Source organism: Nonomuraea sp. CX421 (assembly GCF_059358955.1).
This window is the reverse complement of sequence record NZ_JCADBK010000010.1, coordinates 181,669-206,604: the sequence shown is the minus strand read 5'-3', so window position 1 is coordinate 206,604 and position 24,936 is coordinate 181,669. Positions and strand designations below refer to the sequence as shown.

Annotated in this window: 26 protein-coding genes and 2 riboswitches; of the genes, 9 read left to right on the top strand and 17 right to left on the bottom strand. The window is 71.9% G+C overall.

Annotation, left to right across the window (positions count from 1 at the left end; all coding sequences use genetic code 11):
- Positions 1-35: 35 nt before the first annotated feature.
- The 3 genes from AC5L3X_RS20365 (at position 36) to AC5L3X_RS20355 (ending at position 3,071) form a co-directional block, all read left to right on the top strand.
- Positions 36-1,181, top strand: coding sequence for an AMP-binding protein (locus tag AC5L3X_RS20365; protein ID WP_494858787.1), 1,146 nt, complete (start codon positions 36-38; stop codon positions 1,179-1,181).
- 46 nt (positions 1,182-1,227) lie between these two features.
- Positions 1,228-1,569 carry a hypothetical protein gene (locus tag AC5L3X_RS20360; RefSeq protein WP_494858786.1) on the top strand — a complete coding sequence of 114 codons (342 nt, stop codon included), beginning with the start codon at positions 1,228-1,230 and terminating at the stop codon, positions 1,567-1,569.
- Between the two features lie 161 nt (positions 1,570-1,730).
- The gene (locus tag AC5L3X_RS20355) at positions 1,731-3,071 is read left to right on the top strand and encodes an RNA polymerase sigma factor (RefSeq protein ID WP_494858784.1); all 1,341 of its coding nucleotides are present in this window, start codon (positions 1,731-1,733) and stop codon (positions 3,069-3,071) included.
- A gap of 70 nt (positions 3,072-3,141) precedes the next feature.
- On the opposite strand, the gene AC5L3X_RS20350 is transcribed toward AC5L3X_RS20355, so the two are convergent.
- The gene (locus AC5L3X_RS20350) at positions 3,142-3,537 is read right to left on the bottom strand and encodes a hypothetical protein (RefSeq protein ID WP_189122864.1); all 396 of its coding nucleotides are present in this window, start codon (positions 3,535-3,537) and stop codon (positions 3,142-3,144) included.
- Positions 3,538-3,650: 113 nt separating this feature from the next.
- On the opposite strand from AC5L3X_RS20350, the gene AC5L3X_RS20345 reads away from it, so the two are divergent.
- Positions 3,651-4,211 carry a TetR/AcrR family transcriptional regulator C-terminal domain-containing protein gene (locus AC5L3X_RS20345; protein WP_494858782.1) on the top strand — a complete coding sequence of 187 codons (561 nt, stop codon included), beginning with the start codon at positions 3,651-3,653 and terminating at the stop codon, positions 4,209-4,211.
- 200 nt (positions 4,212-4,411) lie between these two features.
- On the top strand, positions 4,412-4,603 hold the full coding sequence (locus AC5L3X_RS20340) for a DUF5999 family protein (RefSeq protein ID WP_189122866.1): 192 nt from the start codon (positions 4,412-4,414) through the stop codon (positions 4,601-4,603).
- 1 nt (position 4,604) lies between these two features.
- Here the strand turns inward: AC5L3X_RS20340 and AC5L3X_RS20335 are convergent, their stop codons facing one another.
- The gene (locus tag AC5L3X_RS20335; RefSeq protein ID WP_494858780.1) at positions 4,605-5,195 is read right to left on the bottom strand and encodes an alpha/beta hydrolase family protein; all 591 of its coding nucleotides are present in this window, start codon (positions 5,193-5,195) and stop codon (positions 4,605-4,607) included.
- An 83-nt stretch (positions 5,196-5,278) separates the two neighbouring features.
- On the opposite strand from AC5L3X_RS20335, the gene AC5L3X_RS20330 reads away from it, so the two are divergent.
- The gene (locus AC5L3X_RS20330) at positions 5,279-5,626 is read left to right on the top strand and encodes a hypothetical protein (RefSeq protein WP_189122868.1); all 348 of its coding nucleotides are present in this window, start codon (positions 5,279-5,281) and stop codon (positions 5,624-5,626) included.
- Between the two features lie 72 nt (positions 5,627-5,698).
- Here AC5L3X_RS20330 and AC5L3X_RS20325 read toward each other — a convergent pair whose 3' ends face one another.
- The 12 genes from AC5L3X_RS20325 to AC5L3X_RS20270 all read right to left on the bottom strand — a co-directional run bounded on the left by AC5L3X_RS20325 (position 5,699) and on the right by AC5L3X_RS20270 (position 19,155).
- Positions 5,699-6,502 (bottom strand): tetratricopeptide repeat protein, encoded by an 804-nt coding sequence (locus AC5L3X_RS20325; protein WP_494858778.1) that lies wholly within the window; start codon positions 6,500-6,502, stop codon positions 5,699-5,701.
- 136 nt (positions 6,503-6,638) lie between these two features.
- The gene (gene gcvP / locus AC5L3X_RS20320) at positions 6,639-9,500 is read right to left on the bottom strand and encodes an aminomethyl-transferring glycine dehydrogenase (RefSeq protein ID WP_494858776.1); all 2,862 of its coding nucleotides are present in this window, start codon (positions 9,498-9,500) and stop codon (positions 6,639-6,641) included.
- Positions 9,501-9,554: 54 nt separating this feature from the next.
- Positions 9,555-9,651, bottom strand: a riboswitch (glycine riboswitch).
- Positions 9,652-9,742, bottom strand: a riboswitch (glycine riboswitch).
- Positions 9,743-9,760: 18 nt separating this feature from the next.
- Positions 9,761-10,381 carry a MerR family transcriptional regulator gene (locus AC5L3X_RS20315; RefSeq protein WP_494858774.1) on the bottom strand — a complete coding sequence of 207 codons (621 nt, stop codon included), beginning with the start codon at positions 10,379-10,381 and terminating at the stop codon, positions 9,761-9,763.
- 147 nt (positions 10,382-10,528) lie between these two features.
- Positions 10,529-10,999 (bottom strand): bifunctional nuclease family protein, encoded by a 471-nt coding sequence (locus AC5L3X_RS20310; RefSeq protein WP_189122872.1) that lies wholly within the window; start codon positions 10,997-10,999, stop codon positions 10,529-10,531.
- A gap of 107 nt (positions 11,000-11,106) precedes the next feature.
- On the bottom strand, positions 11,107-11,733 hold the full coding sequence (gene ftsR / locus AC5L3X_RS20305) for a transcriptional regulator FtsR (protein ID WP_225262251.1): 627 nt from the start codon (positions 11,731-11,733) through the stop codon (positions 11,107-11,109).
- A 23-nt stretch (positions 11,734-11,756) separates the two neighbouring features.
- Complete coding sequence (locus tag AC5L3X_RS20300) at positions 11,757-12,269, bottom strand: double zinc ribbon and FHA domain-containing protein (RefSeq protein WP_189122874.1); 513 nt, start codon at positions 12,267-12,269, stop codon at positions 11,757-11,759.
- Positions 12,270-12,529: 260 nt separating this feature from the next.
- Positions 12,530-15,034: a sugar phosphate nucleotidyltransferase gene (locus AC5L3X_RS20295; protein WP_494858772.1), complete on the bottom strand. Its 2,505-nt coding sequence runs from the start codon at positions 15,032-15,034 to the stop codon at positions 12,530-12,532.
- Between the two features lie 4 nt (positions 15,035-15,038).
- Complete coding sequence (clsA, locus tag AC5L3X_RS20290) at positions 15,039-15,620, bottom strand: cardiolipin synthase ClsA (RefSeq protein ID WP_189122876.1); 582 nt, start codon at positions 15,618-15,620, stop codon at positions 15,039-15,041.
- Between the two features lie 125 nt (positions 15,621-15,745).
- Positions 15,746-16,339: a phosphoribosylanthranilate isomerase gene (locus tag AC5L3X_RS20285; protein WP_494858770.1), complete on the bottom strand. Its 594-nt coding sequence runs from the start codon at positions 16,337-16,339 to the stop codon at positions 15,746-15,748.
- Positions 16,340-16,349: 10 nt separating this feature from the next.
- Entirely contained in the window at positions 16,350-16,775 is a 426-nt protein-coding gene (locus tag AC5L3X_RS20280) for a hypothetical protein (RefSeq protein WP_189122878.1), read from the bottom strand.
- A gap of 62 nt (positions 16,776-16,837) precedes the next feature.
- On the bottom strand, positions 16,838-17,536 hold the full coding sequence (locus tag AC5L3X_RS20275; RefSeq protein WP_494858768.1) for a response regulator: 699 nt from the start codon (positions 17,534-17,536) through the stop codon (positions 16,838-16,840).
- Entirely contained in the window at positions 17,533-19,155 is a 1,623-nt protein-coding gene (locus tag AC5L3X_RS20270) for a sensor histidine kinase (RefSeq protein ID WP_494858767.1), read from the bottom strand. Before AC5L3X_RS20270 ends, AC5L3X_RS20275 begins: the two co-directional genes overlap by 4 nt.
- 130 nt (positions 19,156-19,285) lie before the next feature.
- On the opposite strand from AC5L3X_RS20270, the gene AC5L3X_RS20265 reads away from it, so the two are divergent.
- Both AC5L3X_RS20265 and AC5L3X_RS20260 read left to right on the top strand, forming a co-directional pair.
- Positions 19,286-19,876 (top strand): class I SAM-dependent methyltransferase, encoded by a 591-nt coding sequence (locus AC5L3X_RS20265; RefSeq protein ID WP_494858765.1) that lies wholly within the window; start codon positions 19,286-19,288, stop codon positions 19,874-19,876.
- Between the two features lie 65 nt (positions 19,877-19,941).
- The gene (locus AC5L3X_RS20260; RefSeq protein ID WP_494858764.1) at positions 19,942-21,123 is read left to right on the top strand and encodes an acyl-CoA dehydrogenase family protein; all 1,182 of its coding nucleotides are present in this window, start codon (positions 19,942-19,944) and stop codon (positions 21,121-21,123) included.
- Between the two features lie 279 nt (positions 21,124-21,402).
- Here the strand turns inward: AC5L3X_RS20260 and AC5L3X_RS20255 are convergent, their stop codons facing one another.
- The 3 genes from AC5L3X_RS20255 to AC5L3X_RS20245 are packed head-to-tail and all read right to left on the bottom strand — an operon-like array spanning position 21,403 to position 23,804.
- On the bottom strand, positions 21,403-22,182 hold the full coding sequence (locus AC5L3X_RS20255; protein WP_494858763.1) for an enoyl-CoA hydratase/isomerase family protein: 780 nt from the start codon (positions 22,180-22,182) through the stop codon (positions 21,403-21,405).
- Positions 22,179-23,108, bottom strand: a complete 930-nt coding sequence (locus tag AC5L3X_RS20250; protein WP_494858762.1) for an alpha/beta hydrolase — start codon at positions 23,106-23,108, stop codon at positions 22,179-22,181. Before AC5L3X_RS20250 ends, AC5L3X_RS20255 begins: the two co-directional genes overlap by 4 nt.
- A gap of 9 nt (positions 23,109-23,117) precedes the next feature.
- Positions 23,118-23,804: a gamma-glutamyl-gamma-aminobutyrate hydrolase family protein gene (locus AC5L3X_RS20245; RefSeq protein ID WP_189122884.1), complete on the bottom strand. Its 687-nt coding sequence runs from the start codon at positions 23,802-23,804 to the stop codon at positions 23,118-23,120.
- Between the two features lie 297 nt (positions 23,805-24,101).
- Here AC5L3X_RS20245 and AC5L3X_RS20240 point away from each other — a divergent pair, with 297 nt between their 5' ends.
- Entirely contained in the window at positions 24,102-24,896 is a 795-nt protein-coding gene (locus AC5L3X_RS20240; RefSeq protein ID WP_494858761.1) for a GNAT family N-acetyltransferase, read from the top strand.
- Positions 24,897-24,936: the final 40 nt, after the last annotated feature.

Genomic DNA, 24,936 nt, shown 5'->3' with positions numbered 1-24,936 from the left:
CTCTGTCCGACCTTGTCGCCACTAACCTTACGAGCATGCTGAGCAAGCCGTCGCATCCGGATCGTCCGTTGCGTGCTGTTGTGCAGCCGCCTGGTCCCGAGCTGTTCGAGGCGATTCGCGATGCTTTGTCCGGCGAGGGTCCGGCAATCCTGCCCCTCTCCCCCGACCACGCCGAGGCGGCGCTCGCCGCGCTGCGCCCCACCCACGCCGACGGCGTCCCCCGGGCCGGCGGCGAGGGCGTGCCCGCCGACGTGGCCGTGGTGATCGCCACCAGCGGCAGCACCGGCGCCCCCAAGGGCGTGCTGCTCTCGGCGACCGCGCTGCGCGCCTCGGCCGCGGCGTCACTGCGGCGACTGGAGGCGGCCAAGGGCGAGCGCTGGCTGTGCTGCCTGCCGCTGTCTCACGTGTCCGGGCTGCAGGTGCTGGTCCGCGCCCTGCTGAGCGAGACCGAGCCGATCGTCCACCCGCGCTTCGACCCCCGCGCGGTGCTCGACTCGGGCGCCGACCATGTGTCGCTGGTGCCCACGCAGTTGCACCGGCTGGTCGAGTTGGGCGCCGACCTGTCGGTGTTCCGCACGATCCTGCTCGGTGGCGCCGCCCCGCGTCCCGGCCTGCTGGCCGAGGCCCGTGATCTCGGTGCCCGGGTGGTCACGACGTATGGGATGAGCGAGACCTGTGGTGGCTGCGTGTACGACGGCCAGCCCCTTTACAATGTAGATCTCAAAATCGGTGACGACGGGCTGATCCGGGTCGCCGGGCCCGTGCTGTTCTCGGGCTACCGGTCCGGCGAGCCGGCGCCCCTCGATGGCGGCTGGTTCGTCACCTCCGACCTGGGCGAGCTGCACGGGGGCCGGCTGCGGGTGCTCGGACGCGCCGACGACGTCATCAACACCGGCGGCGAGAAGGTGGTGGCCGGGGCGGTCGCGGGCGTCCTCGGCGAGCATCCCGCGATCGCCGACGTGGCCGTGGTCGGCTCGCCCCACCCCGAGTGGGGCGAGGTCGTGGTCGCCGTCGTGGTGCCCGCCGATCCCGCGAGCCCGCCCACGCTCTCCCAGCTCCGCGCCTACTCCAGCGACCGCCTGCCGGCCTACGCCGCGCCCCGTGAGCTCCGGCTGACGTCCCGGTTGCCGCTGTTGCCCAACGGCAAGACCGATCTCGTACGACTAAGGTCAGGAACCTGACAGATCGCGAATGCGTCAAAGTGGGCAGAGCACGAAAGGAGCCTTCATGAACCGGTCCCGCAGGATGCTGGCCTCCGCGGTGGTCGTCGGCGTGATCGTCGTCGGCGGCGTCTCGGTAGCGGCCGCCGCCTCGGCGGGCAGGCTCCAGCAGGTCGGCGAGGAGACCGGAGCAGTGCTGGAGAAGGCGTCACCCTCCGGCGGGCCTCTCACCGACCAGATGACCGAGCTGGCCTCGTCCCCCGAGCCGAGCGACGGCTTCGTCGTGTCGAAGGAGGTCAACCCTGACCCCGACGCGGCCGGCGACTACTGGACCGAGGACCGCATGGAGGACGCCGAGCCCATGCCGATGCCCGAGGTCAAGCCGGGCGAAATCGTCATAGGAGACTAGACGCGGAGGGGTGGGTCGCCTTCGGGCGGTCCGCCCCTATTTCCTGCCTACGGGAACAAATCAGGCTATATGGCGTTATTGATACTGGTGCGCTGAGCGGCCGGGCCGCCCCACCACAACCTGCCTGACTCGCTTCTACTCCGTATGGAGGAGGTGTCCTCATGCCCCGAACCGCCGTGGCGAACCCACCCGCGCCCCTCGACCAGCTTCTTGACCGAGGGCGAGCACAGGGTCACCTCTCCCTGGCGGAGCTGCGCGGAGCGTTCGCCGAGGCCGGGATCAGCCCCGCCGACGGCCGGTCGATCCTGCGCGAACTCACCGACGCCGGCGTCAGCCTGGCCGCGGAGGACGAGCCGTCCCCCGGCACACCCGCCGCGAAGACCACCAAGAAGACCACCAGGCGGGCGACCAAGGCGAAGTCTACCGGCTCCCGCACCGCCGGCGCCAAAACCGAGCCCGAGGCGGCTCCCCAGGCTGTCGCCGAGGCCGCCGACCACAGACCTGAGGCCGAGCCCGAGCCCGACGTGATCGCCATGAACGCCGAGGAGGCCGAGCTGGAGAGCGAGGTCAACGACCTCGACGACACCCAGTCGGCCATGGGCGACTCCGTGCACACCTACCTCAAGTCCATCGGCCGCCGGAGCCTGCTCACCGCCGCCCAGGAGGTCGACCTGGCCAGGCGGATCGAGGCCGGCCTGTACGCGGAGTACAAGCTCGAGACGGCCGACGACCTCTCGCCCGACGACCGCGAGGACCTGCTGATGGTCGCCGAGGACGGCAAGGAGGCCAAGAACCACATGCTGGAGGCCAACCTCCGGCTCGTGGTCTCGGTCGCCAAGAAGTACACCGACCGCGGCATGTCCCTGCTCGACGTGGTCCAGGAAGGCAACCTGGGCCTGATCCGGGCCGTGGAGAAGTTCGACTACAGCAAGGGCTTCAAGTTCTCCACCTACGCCATGTGGTGGATCAGGCAGGCCATCCAGCGCGGCTTCGCCGACTCCGCCCGTACCATCCGGCTGCCGGTGCACGTGCTGGAGATGCTGTCCAAGCTGTCGCGCATCGAGCGCGACATGCACCAGCGCCTGGGCCGCGAGCCCACGCCGGAGGAGCTCGCCGTCGAGCTGGACAAGACGCCCGACCAGATCGAGGAGCTGCTGCGGACCAGCCGCCAGCCCATCTCGCTCAACGCGACCATCGGCGAGGACGGTGAGACCACGATCGGCGACCTCATCGAGGACGTCGACTCGCCCGAGGCGTCGGAGATCGTCGACCGCCAGCTGCTGGGCGACCAGCTGCGCGGCGTCCTCGAGAACCTCTCGCCGCGCGAGTCGAAGATCATGGCTCTGCGCTTCGGCCTCGTGGACGGCAAGCCGCACACGCTCGACGAGATCGGCAAGTATCTCGGCCTGACCCGTGAGCGCATCCGCCAGCTCGAGAAGGAGTCGCTCTCCAAGCTGCGCCACCCGAGCAACACCCGCCCGTTGCTCGACTGGGCCAGCTGACCCGTGAAGAAAGCCCCGGCCGAGGTGGCCGGGGCTTTCTCGCGTCGCCGGCCCCCTGGGGGCCCGCCGATCAGAAGGTGGGCACCAGGCGCGGCACGCGCGGGATGCCCGACAGCCGGTTGTCCTCGCGCAGCGTGCGCAGCCGCTCCACCTCGGAGGTCCACATGGCCCCGGCCGGCGTCGCCCTGGCCTTGCGTCTGGCGATGCGGTCGTCATAGGACGTGACGCCGAACGTGCTCCGCTGCCCCGCCTCGGCCGCCCGCAGCGCCTCGGTCAGCGCCCGGTCGAACGCCAGCCCGGCGGCGCGCAACTCGACCTCGTCGGCGTCGCCGGCCCGCAGCTCGCGCACGACCTGCTCGGCCTGCCTGGCCTTCTCCAGCAGCTGAGGGTAGCTCTTGGAGATCTCCAGGTCCGCGTGGTAGCGGACCTCGGCCTCGCGGCTCACCCGCGGACGGAAAAACGCCATCGACTCTGCCCCTTCGCCCCAACGGCTCGATTACCGCGACCAGGGTACGCGCTCCGGCGACACGCGGCGCAATCGGACCGGCGCGACGCCCTTTACATAGTAAGATAATCTCCATGCCCGCCAAGAGACCGCCCGTGCCCCTGTCCCGCGAGCGCATCATCGAGGCCGCGCTGCACATCGCCGACACGCAGGGGCTGCGCCGGCTCACCATGCGCAGGCTCGGCGACGCCCTCCAGGTCGAGGCCATGGCCATCTACCACCACCTGCCGAGGGGCAAGGAGGCGCTGATGGACGCGCTGGCCGAGCATGTGACGGCGGTCCACGTCGAGCAGGCGGCCACCTGGCAGGACACCGCCAGGGCCTGGTGCCGGGCGAGCCGCGAGCTGCTGCGCGACCACCCCGGCGTGCTCGCGCTGGCCCTCACGAAGCCACCCAAAGGCGGCACCGCCGTGGCCGTCAAGGAGCAGACGGAGCAGCTCGCCGACGGCGGCCTGGACGACGCGGCCGAGGCCGTGCGAGCCCTGCGCGCCTACGTCTTCGGCAGCGTGGCGGTGGAGGTGCAGCAGTCGGGCTGGGCCGACCCCGAGGTCGACGAGTGGATCAGGCGCGACGAGCGGGCCGACCTCGACTTCGAGCGCGGGCTGGAGGCCTTGCTACGGGGCTTGCGAACCTAGTGGGCGTGTCGAGCTTGGACCGTTATCCTGCATAAGGCACGCTGTGTCGAAGGTCACACGATGGCGCATCCTCCTCTAACAGTCCTAACGGACTATGTCGGATCGTGTGACATACGCCTCACACTTGCTACAACGACCAACCCGAGCCGCTCCCGTCCTTGCAACCCGGGGGCCATCCACGAGATATCGGAGGCACGCCGATGTGCCCGCACGACCCGGCCTGTCCGTCTGCCGAGGCGCCCGACCGTGAGGCCGCACGCACCCTCGCGAGCCACCCCGAGCAGGGGTGGAGCCTCCTCTGCAACGGCGTGGTCCTGTTCGAGGACACCGGGGAGCTGCTGCCTGGCGGCACCGCCATCGCACCCCACCGCCCTGTGGTGGGCGCCGCCTGACTCAGGCGTAACGGACGATCCACTCCGCCACCACCTCGCCCACCCGGGCGGGGTCCTTCTTCAGGTCATGTCCCTCTCCGGGCAGCACGACCAGCCGTGCCGCGTCGGCCGCCTCGGGCACGCCGAACGGATCCCGGTCCCCGTTGACCACGAGCACGTCCACCCCGGCGTCGCGCAGCTCGCCGGCCCTGGAACGTTCCGGCCTGCCCGGCGGATGCAGGGGGAAGGCCAGCGCCACCACCGCGACCGCGCCGACGGCCCGCGCGGTGCGGCAGGCGACCCGGGCGCCGTTGCTCCGCCCGCCCTGCACCAGCGGCAACTCCGGCCACCGGGCCCGCAGCTCGCCGAGCACCACGCCCCAGGCCTCGTCCTGCCGGACGGCCGAGCCGGGCGCTCGGGCCCCCGCCAGCCGGAACGGCTGCGTCACCCGCGCCACGCTGGCCCCCACGCCCAGCGCCGCGTCGCGCACCGCCAGCAGGTCGGGCGCGTCCACTCCCCCGGCCGAACCGTGGGTCAGCACCAGCAGCATCCTGGGCCGCTCCGCCTCATCGACCTCGACCGTCGCCGGACCACGCGGCGTCTCCACCTTCATGGGCAGCACCGTACTCAGGGAGGAGGGCGGCATGCCCCTCAGGTGGGATGACGGCGTGCCGCCCCTCAGGGAGGATGGTCTTCATGCCGGACCACCGACCCATCCGTGAGGATCTCCAGGCGACGCTCGACGCCCGCCGCGACCTCGGCCCCGACTACGAGGCGGCGCTGGTCGACTCGTTCGCCGAACGGCTCGACGCGACGATCGCGGCCCGCGTGAGCGCCGAGCTGCACCGTCATGGCCCAGCGCCGCGCCCGTCCAAGGGCCCCGGCGCCTCGATGATCCCGCTCGCGCTGGGCTCCATGGGCCTGGGCGTCCCGCTGACCGCCATCGCCTCGGCCAACGCCGGCCTGCTCGGCCTCGCCGTCACCTGGATGGCCATCGCGATCATCAACATCGCCGCCGCCATGGCCATCATGCGCCGCGGCTGACCGCGCGAGCAGGCGCCACCGGGCGGGCGCCGGGCGGGGTGGGGCGGGTGGGCGCCGGGCGCGCGAAGCGCGTCAGGTGTCGCGGCCGTGACGGAGCCGGACCTCACCCGCGAGCGCCTCGTCCTCGTGGTCGAGGCCGTAGGCCCAGACGCGGTCGGCATCGTCGAGCCGGCCGCGCAGTGGCAGGGTGCGGGCGAGCAGCTCGATGGCCAGGCCGCTGGTCGCGGCGTCGCCGCCGTCGTCGACCGCCTGGGCGAACTCCGCGCAGGCGAGCTCCAGATGCGCGATGCCGAGCTGGACCCGCAGCCGGGCCACCGAGTCAGCCGGGGCGCTCTCCAGAGCCTCCAGCAGCACCTCGGCCGCCGCGCCGGGCTCGCCTCGCTCCAGCAGCAGGTCGGCTAGCTGCTGCGCGGCGTGCACACGCAGCTCGTCGTCGTCACCGGCCACCTCGGCGGCTGAGCGCAGCGCGCTCTCGGCCTCGTCGTAGTCGTCGGCCTCCGCGGCGAGCCGGGCCAGCGCGAGGTGGGCCAGCGGGACGTAGGCGGGGGTGCCGACACCGAGCACCGCCTGCCAGGCGCCCCTGGCCTGCTCGGCTCTCCCTTCGCGTTCGAAGCCCTGCGCCAGGTGGCAGGCCGCCTGGGCGGCGAACTCGGGATGGCCGGTGGCCAGCGCGGTCCTGGCCGCGGCGCGGGCGCCCTCGACGTCGCCACGCTCCTCCAGCACCACGGCCAGACCGACGGCCGCCTGTGCCCGGTCGGGCCCGTCGGGGTCGGCGGCGAGCTCGGTGAGGATGGCCGCGGCCCCCTCCAGGTCGCCGTCCTCGGCCAGGCGGCGGGCGGTGTCGAGAGGCGGGGTCTCCAGCTCGGATGACGTCAAGAGAGCTCCTTCGGCGACGATCGCACCGAGCCTAACCACTCCGGCTGATCATGTCTGCCGACTTGACACTCCCGGACCGGAACGTCCCTCGGCCCTCCCCCGGCGGGCGGGAAGGGGCCGCGGGACGACGCGGAGGTCAGTCCTCGTACGCCTCGAGCGGCGGGCAGGAGCACACCAGGTTGCGGTCGCCGTAGGCCTGGTCGATGCGGCGCACCGGAACCCAGTACTTGCCGTCGCGCAGCGAGGGCACCGGGTAGGCCGCCTCGCCGCGGGAGTAGGGGTGCTCCCACGCGTCGGACGTGACGGCCTCGGCGGTGTGCGGGGCGTTGCGCAGCGGGTTGTCGGTCCTGTCGTACTCGCCGGAGGCGACCCGCGCGATCTCGCCCCGGATGGCGATCATGGCGTCGGCGAACCGGTCGAGCTCGGCCAGGTCCTCGCTCTCGGTGGGCTCGATCATCAGCGTGCCGGCGACGGGGAACGACATCGTGGGCGCGTGGAACCCGTAGTCGATGAGCCGCTTGGCCACGTCGTCGACGGTGACGCCGGTCTCCTTGGTGATCTGGCGCAGGTCCACGATGCACTCGTGGGCCACCAGCCCGCCGCGCCCGGTGTAGAGCACCGGGTAGTGCGGGGCGAGCCGCCGGGCCAGGTAGTTGGCCGACAGGATGGCCTGCTCGGTCGCCGCGGTGAGGCCGTCGCCGCCCATCATCCTGATGTACGCCCAGGAGATCGGCAGGATGCCGGCCGAGCCGTAGGGGGCGGCCGAGACCGGGCCGACCGGCGAGCCGTCGCGCAGCGGGTGACCGGGGAGGTAGGCGGCCAGGTGACCGCGGACCGCGACGGGGCCGACGCCGGGACCGCCGCCCCCGTGCGGGATGCAGAACGTCTTGTGCAGGTTGAGGTGGGACACGTCGGCGCCGAAGTGGCCCGGCTTGGCCAGTCCTACCAGCGCGTTGAGGTTGGCCCCGTCGACGTAGACCTGGCCGCCGGCGTCGTGCGCCTTGGCGCAGATCTCGGTGATGGTCTCCTCGTAGACGCCGTGCGTGGACGGGTAGGTGACCATGATGGCGGCCAGCTCGGGGCCGTGCTTGGCGATCTTGGCGTCGAGATCGGCCAGGTCGACGTTGCCCTCGGTGTCGCAGGCCACGACGACGACCCGCATCCCGGCCATGACGGCGCTGGCCGCGTTGGTGCCGTGGGCCGACGACGGGATGAGGCACACGTCGCGCCCGGTGTCGCCGTTCGCCTGGTGGTAGGCGCGGATGGCCAGCAGCCCGGCGAACTCGCCCTGGGAGCCCGCGTTGGGCTGGATGGAGACGGCGTCGTAGCCGGTCAGCTCGGCCAGCCAGCCCTCCAGCGTCTCGATCAGCTCGCGGTATCCGGCGGTCTGCTCCTCGGGCGCGTAGGGGTGGATCGCGGCGAACTCGGGCCAGGTGATGGGCTCCATCTCGGTGGTCGCGTTGAGTTTCATCGTGCACGAGCCGAGCGGGATCATCGACCGGTCGAGCGCGATGTCCTTGTCCTGGAGCCTGCGCAGGTAGCGCAGCATCGCGGTCTCGGAGCGGTGGCTGTGGAAGACCGGGTGGGTCAGGTAGCCGGACTCGCGGGCCAGCGTGGCGGGCAGCCGGTCGAGCCCAGCGTCGGCGGCCAGCTCGTCGAGCTCGGCCCGCGTGCCGGCCTCGTGGCCGAGCACCTGGCCGAAGGCCGCGAGGACGTGTTCGAGCTCGGCCGTCGTGGTCTTCTCGTCGCAGGCGGCGGAGACGTGGTCGGCGTCGGCGCGCCAGAGGTTGACGCCGCGTCCGGCGGCCTCACGCACGACGTCGGCCGCGCGGCCGGGCACGCGGGCCAGCACGGTGTCGAAGAACTCGTCGTGCACGACCTCGACGCCGGCCCGGCGCAGCGCCTCGGCCAGCACGGCGGCGTGCCGGTGCACCCGGGAGGCGATGCGGCGCAGCCCCTCGGGGCCGTGGTAGACGGCGTACATCCCGGCGATGACGGCGAGCAGCACCTGGGCGGTGCAGATGTTGCTGGTCGCCTTCTCGCGGCGGATGTGCTGCTCGCGGGTCTGCAGGGCCAGCCGGTAGGCGGGGTCGCCGTCGGTGTCGATCGAGACGCCCACGAGGCGGCCGGGCATCTGGCGCTGCAACCCCTCGCGTACGGACATGTACGCCGCGTGCGGCCCCCCGAAGCCGAACGGCACGCCGAACCGCTGGGAGGAGCCGATGGCGATGTCGGCGCCCAGCTCGCCCGGGGCGGCGAGCAGGGTGAGCGCCAGCAGGTCGGCGGCGGCCACCACGAGGGCGCCCGCGTCGTGCGCGGCGGCGGCGACCGAGCGGAAGTCGCGGGCCCGGCCGGATGCGCCCGGATACTGCACGAGCACGCCGAAGCACTCGGGCAGGTCGCCGTCGAGGGAGTGCTCGACGAGCGTGATGCCGAGCGGCTCGGCTCGGGTGGTCAGCACCGCCTTGGTCTGGGGCAGCGCGTCGGCGTCGACGACGAACACGGAGCTCTTGGACCGGCCGGCCCGCCGGGCCAGCGTCATGGCCTCGGCGGCGGCGGTGGCCTCGTCGAGCAGCGACGCGCCCGCCACGTCGAGCCCCGTGAGGTCGGTCACCACGGTCTGGAAGTTCAGCAGCGCCTCGAGGCGGCCCTGCGAGATCTCGGGCTGGTAGGGCGTGTAGGCGGTGTACCAGCCGGGGTTCTCCAGCAGGTTGCGCCGGATGACGGCGGGCGTGATGGTGTCGTGGTAGCCCAGCCCGATCATGGAGGTCTGGACGCGGTTGCGGCCGGCCAGGGCGCGCAGCTCGGCGATGGCCTCGTGCTCGCTCGCCGCGGCGGGCAGCGCCAGCCGGTCCTTCGTCCTGATGCCCTCGGGCACGGCCACGGCTACCAGGTCGGCGACCGATTCGAAGCCCACGCTCTCGAGCATGCGCTGCTGCTCGGACTCCGATGGGCCGATGTGCCGGGTCGAGAACGGCGGAAGTGACAGGTCGGTCATGGAGATGCCTCCCGAGGCTGTGGAGACCGGCGCCGGGGCGCGGGCGCGTGCCGGATCTCCCCCTCTGTCATGTCGACCTGAGAGCTTCACCCAGAGGGCTTGCACCGTCGGTGAGACGCGCCTGGCGGACGCGCCTGCTTTCCAGAGTTGCCTCGCCCGAGCGGTACGGGTGCCTGAGAGATTCCGGGGAGGTTGCTCCTTCGGCGCCCCGGTCAGGCCGGGGACTCTCCCGCACGGGGTTGCCAGCTTGTCCTAGATTACTACCCTGTGCGGCGAGCCCGTCGCCGCTGGGCCAGTTCGTCAGCGGGGTGGTCGGCCGGGACGGTGTCCGCGACCGCCGCGCGTTCCCCCGGCAGCTCCGCGAGCGAGCCCTCGACCTCACGCCAGACCCGGCCGAGCGCGATGCCGAACACGCCCTGGCCGCCCTGGAGCAGGTCGATCACCTCGTCGGCCGAGGTGCACTCGTAGACGCTGACGCCGTCGCTCATCAGGGTGATCTGCGCGAGGTCTCCCACCCCGCGGTCACGCAGGTGCTGGACGGCGGTGCGGATCTGCTGGAGGGAGACCCCGGTGTCGAGCAGCCGTTTGACGACCTTGAGCACCAGGATGTCGCGGAAGCTGTAGAGGCGCTGCGAACCGGAGCCCTGAGCGGCCCTTATCGTGGGTTCGACCAGGCCGGTGCGCGCCCAGTAGTCGAGCTGCCTGTAGGTGATGCCGGCCGCCGAACAGGCCGTCGGGCCACGGTAGCCGATGTCCATCGGCAGCGTCGCCGGCTGCTCGTCGAAAAGCAGCCCCTGCTCTCCGGCACGCTGCCGCGCACTCTCACGCCGCACCGGATCTTCCTGGCCGGCCGTCTTTCCCTCGCCGCTGCTGACCGCCACGCGGACCTCCGGCTTTCTCTCATCCCATGGTCTGATCTGGGGGTTAGTAAAGGGCGACCACGGGTTTCACTTGCACCGTAGGACCGTGACCATGCGCAGTCAACGATCCGGCTCGGCGCGTCGTGAAGCGTAAATGCACTGAAATACCTACCCCGCCCTGCCGAAGTCCTCGGGAGTGATCGTGTCAAGAAACTCCCTGAACTTCTCCACCTCGTCCTCCTGGTCGTCAGGGATGATCACCCCTGCCTCCTGGACGACCTCCTCGCTGGCGAAGATGCGTGCCCCGGTGCGCAGGGCGAGCGCGATCGAGTCGGACGGCCGCGCGCTCACCTCCACGCCGTTGGAGAAGACGAGGTCGGCGAAGAAGATGCCTTCGCGCAGGGCGACGATGTTGACGGCACGCAGGCCGACGCCCAGCGCGCTCAGCACGTCCCGGAAAAGGTCATGCGTGAGCGGCCGGGGAGGCGGCTCCTCCGCTTGGGCCAACGCGATGGCCGTCGCTTCGGTCATGCCGATCCATATAGGAAGGAACCGCTCCCCGTGTGCCTCCTTGAGCAAGACGATCGGCTGATTTGTGGGCATTTCTACCCGAACGCCCACGACCTCCATCTGCAACACGGGCTGCTCCGTATCGACCGGCCGGTGACCCGGCACGGCTCATTTCTGGTCCGCTTCTGCAATTCAACGTAACACCCGGTGGGCCTCGAATGTCCCGCCGGTCCGGTTCATCGCCCCAGAACGCCGCGCACCCCCGCGCGCACAAGGGCGGCGTGCAGTTCGAGCAGCAGGGAGGACAACTCCCTGGCGATCTCGTCGGCCTCGCCGATCGCGCCCGGCGCGCGGCGTTTCAGGATCGGCGCGACCGCCTGTTCGACCAGGCCGCTCTCACGCTCGGCCGCCGCCTTGACGGCGCGCAGGTGGCGGGCGTGCAGCCCGAACCGGGACAGCGCGCCGACGCTGCGCGCGACGTCGAGCGCGTCCTGGTCGTAGCGCCTGGCCCGCGCGGCGAGCAGGCCGTAGTCCTCGAGCTCGGCGAGGGTCTCCTCGTCGAGCCCGGCCGCCTCCAGCAACTCCGCGCGGCTGAGCAGCACCTCGCGGCTTTCCGGCACGGCGCGCGGACGACCGAGCTCCTCGGCCATCTTGTCCTTGATCACCCGCAGCGGGAGGTAGTGGTCGCGCTGTTCGGTGAGGATGTAGCGCAGTTGCTGCACGTGCAGGTGGGTGAACTTACGGTAACCCGACGGACTGCGCTCGGGCTCGATGAGACCCTCGCCCTCCAGGAAGCGGATCTTGGAGATCGTCACGTCGGGGAACTCGCCCTGCAGGAGCGCGAGCACCTCCCCGATGCTCATGTGCGAGCGTGCCGCCTGCGAGCTCATGCGCCGGCGGCGGTCCGCATCAGGAAGACCAGCCGGAACTTGCCGATCTGCACCTCGTCGCCGGAGTGCAGCGGCACCTCCTCGATGCGCTCCCTGTTGACGTAGGTGCCGTTGAGGCTGCCCACGTCACGCACCGAGAACTGGCCCCCGCGGTGCCGGTAGAACTCGACGTGACGCCGCGAGACCGTGATGTCGTCGAGGAAGATGTCGCTCTCGGGATGGCGCCCGGTGGTGGTCAGGTCCTTGTCCAGCCGGAACCGGCTGCCCTGGTTGGGGCCCCTGGTCACGCTGAGCAACGCCGTGCCGGGCGGCAGCTGTTCGACCAGCGCCCGCTCGGCCAGGAGCATGTCTCCGGTCTCAGCCTCGTACGCCTCGATTCCCGCGACGGAGATCGTCGAGGTGGTATCCGCGGAGACCTCGGGTCTGGTCAGCGGTGACCCACAACGGGAACAGAAACGGGCATCCTCGGGGTTGGCGTGCCCGCACTGCGTGCAGTAGACGCTCGGCATCGATCGGCTCGGCCTCCTACCGCGAAGACGCGGCGACGGTGCTCGGGGCGCGCCTCGCTTCGCTCTTCAAGTTTGCGAATGCCGCAACTTACGCTGCTGAACGGCAAAGGTCAAGGCGGGGCGCTGGACGACAGTTCGGACGGTGACAAAGTTACCGCCGCCCGAGCCTGAAGGTCCATGCCGCCGCGCGTTTCCCACCATACGATCATGCAAGCCCCGGCGCGAGCGTCCGGTCAAGATCACAGAGGGCGATATTACCCTCAAGTGGCCGCGTCCTCGACGATTCTGGCCCAACGTTCCAGAAGCGACTGGGCGGTGTCGACGTCCTGGGCCTCGGCCCACAGGTCGGTGACCGGCTCGGTGGCGGCGGGCAGGATCAGCACCCAGCTGCCGTCGTCGCCCACGACCCGCACTCCGTCGGTGGTGTCGATCCGGTGCCCGTCGGAGCCCGCCTCGGCCGACTCGATGACCGACCGCATCACCGCCCCCTTGGCCGCCCAGCGCGTCGGCACGGTCCGCTTGAGCAGCTTGGCCTCGGGGATGCGGGCGTCGATCTGGCTGAGCGAGAGCCGGGTGCGGGCGACGAGCCCGAGCAGCCGCATGAACGCGGCCAGCCCGTCGATGGCCGGGGTGAACTCCGGCACGACGAAGCCGCCCCGGCCGTCGGCCGCGAAGATCATGTCGTCTTCCGCCGCCGCGGAGGTGAGCGCGTCGAGGGCGGTCGAGGTCCACTGCACCTGTACGCCGTGGAAGCGGCAGACCTGCTCGGCCACCCTGGTGGTGGTGACGGGCAGGGCCACCCGGCCGCCCCCGCGCTCGGCGGCGATCAGGTCGAGCACCACGAGCAGCGCCCGTTCCTCGCCGATCAGCTGGCCCATCTCGTCCACCAGCGCGATCCGCTCGCCGACCGGGTCGAAGCGGACCCCGAACGCCGCCCGCGAGGAGCTGACCAGCTCCGACAGGCGTTGCAGATCGCGGCGGCGCTCGGCGAGCGTCTCGGTGGGCGAGGCTTCGTCGAGCCGGGCGTTGACCGTGAGCACCTCGACCCCGACGCGGCCGAGCAGGGTGGGCAGGACGAGCGAGGAGGTGCCGCCCGCGCAGTCGACCACCACCTTCATGTCGCGGATGCCGGTCATGTCCACGCGGCGCAGCAGCTCGTACGCGTAGTCCTCGACGACCCTGGCCGGATAGGCGAGTTCGGCGATCTCGCCGGGGAAGGCCCGGCGGAACTCCTGCCGGGAGAAGACCCGTTCCAGCTTGCGCTGGGCGGCCGCCGGCAGGTCGGCGCCCCGGTCGTCCATGATCACGATGTCCACGCTCTGCGGGTCGCCGGCGCTGGTGCGCAGCGCGATGCCCCCGGCGGCCGACTCGCGGGAGGTGTGGAAGCGGGCCACGGGCAGCGGGGCGGCCTGCAGGTCGAGCACGTTGATGGCGCTGGCGGTGAGCGCGCCGATCACGGCCCGCTTGAGCGCCCTGGCCGCCAGGGAGGAGTCGCGGGCGGTGACGACGTGCTCGCCCTTCTTCAGGGTCGTCGCGTAGGCGCTGGCCAGCCGTACGCACAGCTCGGGGGTGATCTCCACGTTGACCAGCCCGCTGACCCCCTTGGGCCCGAAGAGGCTGCGCTGGCCGCGCGACTCCCAGATGACGCTGGTGTTGACGACCGCGCCGGCCTCGATGGTCTTGAACGGGTAGATCTTGACGCCGCTGGAGACGTACACCTCGGGCTCGATGACGCACTCGTCGCCGATGACCGCGTTCTCCTCGATGCGGGCGCCGGTCATCACGTCGGTGTTCTTGCCGATGACGCAGCCGCGCAGGTGGGTCCCGGGGCCGAGGTAGACGTTGTCGTGCACGACCGCGCGGTGCAGGAACGCCCCCTCGCGGACCACCGCGTTGTTGCCCAGGACGGTGTATTCGCGCAGCTCGGCCCCGGCCTCGACCTTGGCGTAGTCGCCGATGAGCAGCGGGCCCTTGAGCACCGCGTCGGTGTCGATCGAGGCCGACTCGGCCACCCAGACGCCGGGCGAGAGCTCGAAGCCGCCGATGTCCAGCTTGACCCGGCCGGACAGGGCGTCGGCGTGGGCCTTGAGGTAGCTGTCGTGGCTGCCGACGTCCTCCCAGTAGCCGTCGGCGATGTAGCCGTAGATGGGGGCGCCGGCGGCGAGGAGGTCGGGGAACACGTCGGCCGACCAGTCGACGGGCTCGCCGGCCGCGACCCGGTCGAGGACCTCGGGCTCCATGACGTAGACGCCGGTGTTGACGGTGTCGGAGAAGACCTGGCCCCAGGTGGGCTTCTCCAGGAAGCGCTGCACCCGGCCGGACTCGTCGACGATGATGATCCCGAATTCGAGCGGGTTCGGGACGCGTTTCAGGCCGATCGTGATAAGCGCCGAATTTTCGCGATGAAACCGGACCATATCTGACAAATCGATATCGGTGAGAGCGTCGCCGGAGATGACGAGGAAGCGGTCGTCACGCAGACGGTCGGCGGCGTTCTTGACGCTGCCCGCCGTGCCGAGGGGCAGCTCCTCCGTGGCGTACTGCAGGCTCATCCCGAGCTCGTCGCCGTCGCCGAAGTAGTTGCGCACGAGTGCGGCAAGGAACTGGACCGTGACGACGGTCTCGGTGACCGCGTGCCGCTTGAGCAGGCGCAACACGTGTTCCATGATCGGGCGATTGGCTACAGGAAGCAGGGGTTTGGGCTGGTTGGCGGTCATCGGACGCAGCCGAGTCCCCTCCCCGCCCGCCATGACGACCGCCTTCACCCGATCACTCCTTAGAGGTCGCAGTTACGAGCCGACGCACCTGTATCACATACAGCAACCCTGCCCACCAGTACAGACCCGTTCCCCAGAGGGCGAAGGCCCACCCGACAATTCGGGCCATATCGGCGTACCAGCCAGTGTGCGAGGCGAGGAACAGCAGAGGGAAGGCGTACATGAGACTAAACATGGCGGCCTTGCCCAGAAAATGCACTTGAAGTGCCTTATATCCGTGTTTGCGAAGTACAGGAATGAAACAGGCGACGAAGAGTTCACGCCCCAGAATGGCGACCACCAGCCACCACGGGATGATGTCGCGCACCAGCAACGCCAGGATCGTCGCGAAGACGTACAGTTTGTCGGCGGCCGGGTCGATGAGCCTGCCGAGCCGGCTGGTCTGGTCGAACCTGCGAGCGATCACGCCGTCGAGCCAGTCGGTGAACCCGGCGAGGGCGAGCACGGCGATGGCCCAGCCGTCGGCCTTCGGCCCCAGAACCAGCCAGAGGAACACAGGCACGCCGAGAAGACGCAGGAAGCTCAACAGGTTAGGAATCGTCCAGATGCGGTCCTCGGCGGAAGTTTCGCTCACGCAGCAGACCCTACTGCGTCACCTGTGGCCCCAGCGGCCCGCCGGGTGACCCATCACGGCCACCTGCCCGCCCCGACACGCGAAAGCCCCGGGGCGGCGATCTCATCGCCGGAGGCCGAAGCCGCTCAGCCCGGACGGCGGGCGGCCCGGACGAACTCCGCGATCAGCGCCGGGTCCTTGACGCCGGGCGCCACCTCCACGCCGCTCGACACGTCGACCCCCCAGGGCGCGGCGGCGGCGACAGCCTCGGCCACGTTGGCCGGGCCCAGCCCGCCCGCGAGCATCCAGCGGCCGGAGGGGCGGCCGCGCACGGCGGCCCAGTCCCACGGCTCTCCCGAGCCGGGGCGAGGCGCGTCGACGATGAGCAGGTGCTCGTCGTAGGCGCCGCAGCGCAGGTCGGCCGCCGCGTCGACGGCTCTGACCAGGGTCAGGCCGAGGTCCTTCAGCGCGGTGAAGTCGTCGTGCGGGTGCGCCCCGTGCAACTGGATCGCGCGCACCCCGGCCGCCAGCGCGGCCGCCCGCACCGTCGCCGGGTCCTCGCCCCGGAAGACCCCCACGGTCAGCACGTGGGCGGGCACCGGCCGGGCCAGCTCCGCCGCCCGTTCGGGCGTCACCCGGCGGGGGCTCGCGGTCAGCACGAATCCGATGGCGTCGGCGCCCGCCTCGACGGCGGCCGTCACGTGGCCGGGCTCGCGGAGGCCGCAGATCTTCACATACACACCGCCGAGGTTACTTGCGCCTGGCGGCCCGCGGCGACCAGACCCAGATCAGCACCGCGGTGATGAGCCCGAACATGACCACCCCGTTGGGCAGGTGGGCGCCGAGCGCCGACCAGGTGACGTGCTGGGCCATCCCGGCCAGGAAGAGCGCCGTGCTGGCGAGCGCCGGCCAGCCCGCCCCGTGTCCGGGCCGCCAGACGAGCACCGCGAAGACGATCTGCGCCAGCCCCACCAGGTGCACGACCAGTCCGGCCATGACGTGGGCCTCGGTCAGCGCCTCGCCGGAGGCCACCGACTGGCCGGCCAGCGACGCGGCCACGAGCAGGGCCGCCGCGTGCGCGATGACCACGACGCGCAGGCCGTAGAGGAGCCCGGCGGGCACCCGCGCGGCCTGTCCCTGGGCGGGGGGCGCGGCCGGAGCCGTCGTCTCGTGCATGGTGTGGTCCTTTCCTGGAACGGTGAGGACCACATGGTCGCGGCGCGGGGCGCCGCCGGTCGTCAGCCTGCCGGATTATCCGGCGGTCCGCCCCGGGGATGACGTACGGGGCGGAAGTCCTCGTCCACCAGTCCGCTGCGGTGGGCGACGACGGCCGCCTGGATGCGGTTGCGCAGCCCCAGCTTGTCCATCGCGGCGCCGATGTGGGTCTTGACCGTGGTGACGCCGACGTGCAGTTCCTCGGCGATCTCGGCGTTGGACAGACCGGTGCCGACCAGGGCGAGCACCTCCAGCTCGCGCGCGGTCAGCCCGGCGGGCACGGACGTGGCGGCCCGCTCTCCGGCGGCCAGGAAGCCCTCGACGACCCGGCGCAGCGCGGACGGGCCGAGCAACTGCTCGCCCGCCGCGGCCCGGCGCACCGCGTCGACCATGCGTTCGGGCTCGTCGTCCTTGACCAGGAAGCCGACCGCGCCGGCGCGCAGCGCGGCGTAGACGTCGGCGTCCTCGGAGAACGTGGTGAGCACGACGATCCGGCTGTTCGGCCGGACGGCGAGCAGGCGCCTGATCGCCTCAAGGCCGTCGACCCTGGGCATCCGCAGGTCCATCAGGATCACGTCGGGCAGGTGCCGTCCGGCCTGGCGTACGGCCTCGGCGCCGTCCTCGGCCTCGCCGACGACCTCCATGTCGCCGGCGGCCTGCAGCAGCATCCGGACGCCCGCGCGGACCAGGGCCTGGTCGTCGGCGACCAGCACCCGGATCACGTGGCGGCCCGCGCGGCGGGCACAGGGGCGGGCACAGCGGCGGGCAGGCTCGCGCTCAGCCGCCAGCCGCCCTCCCCATCGGGGCCGGCGGTCAGGGTGCCGCCGAGCGCCCGGACCCGTTCGCGCATGCCGGCCAGCCCGCGGCCCGAGGAGGGCAGGCGCTCGATGGCCGTGGGCGGGCGGCCGTTGCGGATCTCGATGGCCAGCCCCTCGCCGGCGGACGCGAGGGTGACCCGGACCTCGGTGCCGGGTCCGGCGTGTTTGAGCACGTTGGTGAGGCCTTCCTGGACGATGCGGGCGGCTGAGGCGCGCGCCACGAGCGGCGCCTGGTCGGCGGCCGGATCGAGGTCGAGGTCCACCAGCAACCCGGCGGCGGCCATCCTCTCGGCGGACTCGCGCACCACGTCGGCGGGGTCGGCGAGCAGGCCCGGCCGGCGTTCGGGGTCGCGCAGCACGTCGAGCAGGCCGCGCAGGTCCTGCAGCACCTGGTGGCCGGTGTCGCGGATGTCGCCCAGGGCGTCGGCGACGGGCCCCTCCGGCGCGGCGTAGCGGGCCGCGCCGGCCCGCAGCACCATCGCGCCGACGTGGTGGGCGACGATGTCGTGCACCTCGCGGGCGATGCGCTCGCGCTCGGCCAGCTGGTCGGCGCGCACCTGCGCGACGGCCAGGCGGGCCGACTCGCCCGCGCGCAGCCGTTCGGCCGCGGCCACGGCCTGCCGGACGCCGAGGTAGCGGCCGATCGCGATGGGCGTGATCACCAGCGCCATCAGCACCGCCACCCGGAACGGCGTGACCTCGGTGCCGGCGTCGGCCACGACCGCCGTCGCGGTCAGCAGGCAGCCCGCGAGGTAGGCGGCGACGGTCCAGGTCCAGGACGCCACGCGGAAGGCGAACACGGCGAGCGCGATCAACGTCAGCACCAGGCAGGTGGTGACCACCTCGGCGAGGTAGCGGTCGGCGGCGACCAGCAGCGCGCCCTGGAAGAGGAAGACCAGCCCGGGCATCCTCCTGCTCACGCCGAGGGAGAGCCCGGCGAACACGGCGAGCAGCCCGGCCAGCCACACCGGCAGTGCGTCACCGTGCCAGTCGGTCCAGGTGCTCAGCACGGCGACGGCCACCCCGCCGCCCGCCAGCAGCACGTCGGACGTGATGTCGTCGTTCTCCAGCCGGCCGGCGGGGCCGCGCAGGTAGCCGCCGATCACGGCGGGCAGCAGGGGCACGAGCACGGTGAACAGCCAGTTTTCGGCGGTGAGCGCGATGCCGGGATCGGCCAGGTTGATCGCGGTGGCGACGGTCGTGGCGGCCAGCGACAGGACGACGGCGCGCCAGGCGCACCGGTGGGCGACCGATCCGACGGCGACGCAGAGCAGCACCTGGACGGTGTGGGAGGTGAAGGAGCCGACCTGGTCGGTGAAGATCAGGAAGGCCGCGAGGTAGAGGCTCACCGCGAACGGCCACCGCCTGACGAACCCCATGGGCGCGCCGGCCAGGACGGCCATCGGGACCATCATGAAGGCCGGCAGGTGCTCTTCGCCGCCAGCCTTGCCCGCCAGCAGCAGGTCGAGCACGACCCCCGAGACCGCCAGCAGGATGTCGAGCGGCACACCACGCCAACGCATGGTGCACACGGTATCCCGGACGATACGATTTCCCGATCCTCCGCCCGGAGGACCCGGCCTCCTCCTTGTGGCCGAAACCACGTCCCTTTGGCGGAGTGGCCCCCTGCGATCTCCCCTCTACTTTCGGATCATGTCCAACGACACCGCCTTGCTCTTCGGCCAGTTCCTTCGCGCTCCCACCCGGGTGGGAGCCATCGCGCCAAGCTCCCGGAAGCTGGCCGCGTCGGTCTGCGCCCCTGTCCCCGAACGGGGTGAGCCGATCGTGGTCGAGCTGGGGCCCGGCACCGGCCCGTTCACCGCGGAGATCCAGCGCAGGCTCGGCGGGCGCGGCCGGCACCTGGCCGTGGAGCTCAACGAGGCGCTGGCGAGCCTGCTGGCCGACCGCTTCCCCACGGTCGACGTGGTGCACGGCGACGCCGCCGAGCTGTCGGCGCTGCTCGGCGGGCACGGGGTGGACCAGGCCGACGTGGTGATCAGCGGGCTGCCCTGGGCGTCCTTCCCCGAGAGGCTGCAGCGCGACCTGCTCGGCGCGGTCGCCTCGGCGATGAGCCCGGGCGGGGCGTTCACCACCTTCTCCTACATCCACGCGATTCCGCTGAGCTCGGCGCGCCGCTTCCGCACGCTGCTCGCGGAGCGTTTCGAGGAGGTCGTGCAGGGCCGCACCGTGTGGCGCAACGCTCCCCCGGCGTTCGTCTTCCACGCGCGCAGACCCCGCCCCTGAACGTCCGCGAACCCGGACGCGTACGGTCCTCGACCCTGAACAGAACATGGTTCTACTATGGCGTGATGGATTTCACCCTTACCGAAAGCGCCCTGGCCGTGCAGCGCGGAGTCGGCGACATCTGCTCGCGTTACGACCTCGACTACTGGCAGCGGTGTGAGGCCGACAAGCGCTGGCCCGAGGAGGTCTGGGCCGACCTGGCCAAGGGCGGCTGGCTGGGCCTCGCCGTCCCCGAGGAGTACGGCGGAGGCGGCCAGGGCCTGCTGGAGCTGGCGGTGGCCACCGAGACGCTGTCGGCGTCGGGGGCGGCGGGCGGGTCGGCGTTCACGTACGTGCTCACCCCCGGGTTCGGCGCGCTCACCCTGGCCAGGCACGGGTCGGCCGAGCAGCGGGCGGAGCTGCTGCCCAGGCTCGCCACCGGGGAGATGGAGACCTGCTTCGCGCTGACCGAGCCCGACGCCGGCTCCAACTCGCTGGCCATCTGTACCTCGGCCAGGCGCGACGGCGACGAGTTCGTGATCAACGGGCAGAAGATCTGGATCACCGGCGTGCAGCGGGCCACCTGGATGCTGCTGGTCACCCGGACCATCCCGGCCGCCGAGGCCAAGCCGCGCACCAACGGGCTGACGGTGTTCCTGGTGAACGTGCCCGACGCGGTCGCCGCCGGGCGGCTGACCTACCAGCCGATCCCGAAGATGGGCGCCAACACCACGCCGTCCAACATGGTCTTCGTCGACGACCTGCGGGTGCCCGCCTCCAGCGTGGTGGGCCAGGTCGACCAGGGCGCCGCCGTGCTCTGGGACATCCTCAACCCCGAGCGCGTCCTGCTGGCCGCCTCGGCGCTCGGCGGGGCCGAGGTGGCCCTGCGGGTCGCGGTCGCGTACGCCAAGGAGCGCGAGGTGTTCGGCCGCCCGATCGGCGCCAACCAGGCGGTCGCGTTCCCGCTCGCACAGGTCAAGGCCAAGATCGAGCTGGCCCGTCTGATGCTGTACAAGGCGGCATGGAGCTTCGACCAGCGGCTGCCCTGCGCCATGGAGGCCAACATCGCCAAGCTGACCGCGTCGCAGGCGGCCTGGGAGGCGGCCGACGCGGCCTTCCAGACGCACGGCGGGATGGCGTACTCACTGGAGTATCCGGTGGCCAGGCTGCTCACCGACGCCCGCATCGGGAAGGTCGCACCTGTGACCGAGGAGCTGCTTCTTAACTACCTCGCGACCCAGGTGCTGGGGCTGCCCCGCAGCTTCTGACCTCCGGGCCCGGCCTGCCCACGGCCCCCGTGGTTGCGCGGAACGGCGTCGATGTCCGCGGTCATGGCGCCGTTCCCCTGCCTGATCTCCCCCTCGCGGTCTCGTACGCGGCCGGGAGCGGACCGTCCCTCAACGGCGCCCCCGTTCTGCCTCCGGGCCTGCCTTCTGGACCTCGGCCGACAGGCTTTCGTCACCGCAGGCCGGCGCGGCGGCAGGGCCGTGCTGACCTTGGCTCTCATGCTGACTGCGCCTACCCCGAGTCGGGGCCCAATCACCTCGTCACGAGAACGAGGGCGGTCGCTTCTCCCTCAGCGCGCGCACACCCTCGGCCACGTCAGGGCCGGTGAAACCGAGAAACTCCATCGCCAGCGAGGCGTCGAACGAGGGCCCGGCCATCCGCAGCCAGTTGTTGAGCGCGTACTTGGTCAGCCTGATCGCCTCCTGCGCTCCAGAGGCCAGCTTGACGGCGATCTCCATCGCCGTCTCGTGCACCCGGTCGTCGTCGACGCACAGGCTGACCAGGCCCATCCGCTCGGCCTGCTCGCCCGTCACGGGCTCACAGAGCAGCAAATGGTATTTGGCCTTGGCCAGCCCGCACAGCAGCGGCCAGACGATCGCGGCGTGGTCGCCGGCGGCCACGCCGAGCCTGGTGTGGCCGTCGATGATGCGGGCGGTGCGACCGGCCACGGAGATGTCGGCCAGCAGCGCGACCGCCAGCCCGGCTCCCACGGCGGGGCCCTGGATGGCCGAGACGATCGGCTTGGAGCAGTTGAGGACGTTGTAGACGATGTCGCGGGCCTCGCCGAACACCCGCAACCGGGTGGCGTGGTCGCGGGTCATCTCCTCGATCATCGACAGGTCGCCGCCGGCCGAGAACGCCTCGCCCTCCCCTCTGACGACGACGGCCCTGACGGAGTCGTCGCGGTCGACGTCGCGCCAGATCTCGGCCAGCTCGCGGTGACCGGTCATGTCGACGGCGTTGAGCCTGCGCGGCTCGCTGATCGTGACGCGCAGCACGCCGGCCTCGGGCATGTCGGTCTTGAGCTTCTCGTACGTCATGCCGCCCCCTTGGCGAAGGCCTCGCGCAGCCGTTCGGCCACGTAGGCACGGGCTTCGATGGCCTGGTCGAACAGGCCGGGCAGGCCGAAGAAGCCGTGCACGGCGCCCGGGTAGCGGCGCACCTCGGCGGGCACCCCGGCCTCGGCCAGCCGCGCGGCGTAGCGCTCGCCGTCGTCGCGCAGCACGTCGCACTCGGCGGTCACCACGGTCGCGGGCGCCAGCCCGGCCGGGGATCCGAGCCGCAGCGGCGACAGGCGGGGGTCGCCGGGATCGGCGTCGCGGGCGTAGCGTCCGGCGAACCAGGCCATCTCCGCGGCGTCCAGGCCGAAGCCGGTGGCGAACTCACGGTAGCTGGGGGTGTCCATCGCCAGGTCGAGCGCCGGGTAGACGAGCACCTGGTGGGCCAGGGCGAGCCCGGCGTCGCGGGCCTGCCAGGCGGCGACGGCCGCGAGGTTGCCCCCGGCGCTGTCGCCGAGCACGGCGACGGCGCCGTTGCTCTGGTAGAAGGCGGGGCGGGCGAACAGGTCGCGCACCACGGTCCAGGCGTCGTCGGCGGCGGCCGGGAAGGGGTGCTCGGGCGCCAGCCGGTAGTCGACCGAGACCACCACCGCGCCCGTGCGGATCGCCAGGTCGCGGCCGAGGGCGTCGTTGCGCTTGACGCTGCCGAACACCCAGCCGCCGCCGTGGAAGTAGACCACCACGGGCAGCGCGCCGTCGCCCCGGTCGGCCCGGTAGACGCGGATCGGCACCCCCTCGGCCTCCTCGTCGCGGACGAAGGGCAGGTGGGTGAGCGGCCCTCGCTGGGTGGCCAGCTCGTCGTGCGCCCGGATCTCCCGGATCCTCGCCAGGTCCAGCGTGGCCAGGTCGGCGCCGAGATCAGACGGGTGGAGCGCGATGTACTCCCGCGCCTGGGGGTGCAGCGGCATGATCGCAGCCTAGCGGGCCGCCTCCACGAACGCATCGAACAAGCCGGCTTCCCCGCCCCGCTCGGGATGCCACTGCACGCCCACGCCGAACCGGTGCCCCTGCAGCTCGACGGCCTCGACGATCTGGTCGTCGGCCCAGGCCACGGCGAGCAGCCCGCTGCCCAGCCGGCGCAGCGACTGCACGTGCGGCGCGACCACCTCGACCCGGTCGCCCACGGCCTTGCCGAGCGTGCTGGAGACGCTCACCTGGATCACGTGGGGGGTGCCGGGCTCGCCGTGCCGGTCGTGGTCGAGCATCTCGGGCAGCCACGGGATCAGGGTGCCGCCCTGCGCGACGTTGAGCACGTGCATGCCCCGGGCGATGGCCAGGATCGGGACGTCGGCCTCCACGGCGGCCCGGGCCAGTGCCAGTTCGAACCGGTCGCGGTGGACCTGCGCCCCGGCCACCCGCTCGTCCTGCTCGTCTCCGTAGGCCGCGGCGCCCACCTCGACGCCCCCGGCCAGCACCACGCCCCGCAGCCCGCGCACGTAGTCGGCGACCGCGTGCGGGCCGAGCGGCGGCAGGATCACGGGGGCGCCGCCCGCCCGCTCGACCGCCTTGGCGTAGGCGGGAGGCGAGATCACCGCCTCGCGCACCCAGTCACCCCAGCGGGCGGCCTCGAAGTAGGCGGTGATGCCGATCAGCGGTCGGGACATGCGATCTCCAGGGGGCGTGCAGGAGGTGTGCCGCCATCGTGTCGGGCGACGGCCACTGACCCATCATGGCGCACTCCATTTCGGTTATGTCACCTCTCTCGGAGATCCCCTTCCGTCACTGCCGTTCAGGACCGAAAACTGACCACACATGACATTTCGTCAAATGACATGGTCAGGTCGCGTGGCTCCGCGCGACCGTCTCCTGCGAGTCGTCCTGCCGGCAGACCACGCGATCGGGCCCGCGAGCCCCGGGAAAGCCGGTTGCCGGGCCCGGCCGGCGGGTGCTGAGGTGGGCGGATGAATCGGATGGATCACGACGTGGTGCTCGCCCTGTTCGACCGGGAGATGCGGCGGGAGGCGCCGCCCGAGGGCTCCGGGGTCCGGGTCGAGCGGGCGGACGACGTGGTGCGGCAGACCGGCGAGTGGAACGCGGTCGTCTGGTCATGTCTCGACGAGACGGGCGCGGACGCGGCCATCGCCGCGCAGGTGCGCCACTTCACCGCGCTGGGCGTCGAGTTCGAGTGGAAGCACTACGGACACGACCGGCCGGCCGACCTGGCGGAGCGGCTGCGGGCGGCCGGTTTCGTCCCTGAGCCCGCCGAGACGCTGATGGTGGCTCCGGTCGCCGCCCTGTCCACGGAGGTCCGGCCGCCGGACGGCGTCCGTCTGGCGCCGGTCACCGACGCGGCCGGCGTGGAGTTGCTGACGCGGGCGCACGAGGAGGCGTTCGGCGAGGCCCGGCCCGAGATGGGGCGCCAGTTGCTCGACCGGCTCACGCGGGAGCCGGACACGGTGGTCGCGGTGGTCGCGCTGGCCGGGGATCGGCCGGTGAGCGGGGGGCGGATCGAGCTGACCCCCGGCGTCGCGTTCGCCGGCCTGTGGGGCGGGGGCACCGCGCCGGCCTGGCGAGGGCGCGGCGTCTACCGGGCCCTCGTCGCCTACCGGGCCCGCGTCGCCGCCGAGCGGGGTTACCGCTACCTCCAGGTGGACGCCTCCGACCAGAGCCGCCCGATCCTGGGCCGCCTCGGCTTCACCCCGCTGACCACCACGACTCCGTACATCTACCAGCCTCGGCGCGTCCTCAAAGAATGATCCGGAGCCGCGTCTCGCGGCGGCGGGACCGGCCTCAGCC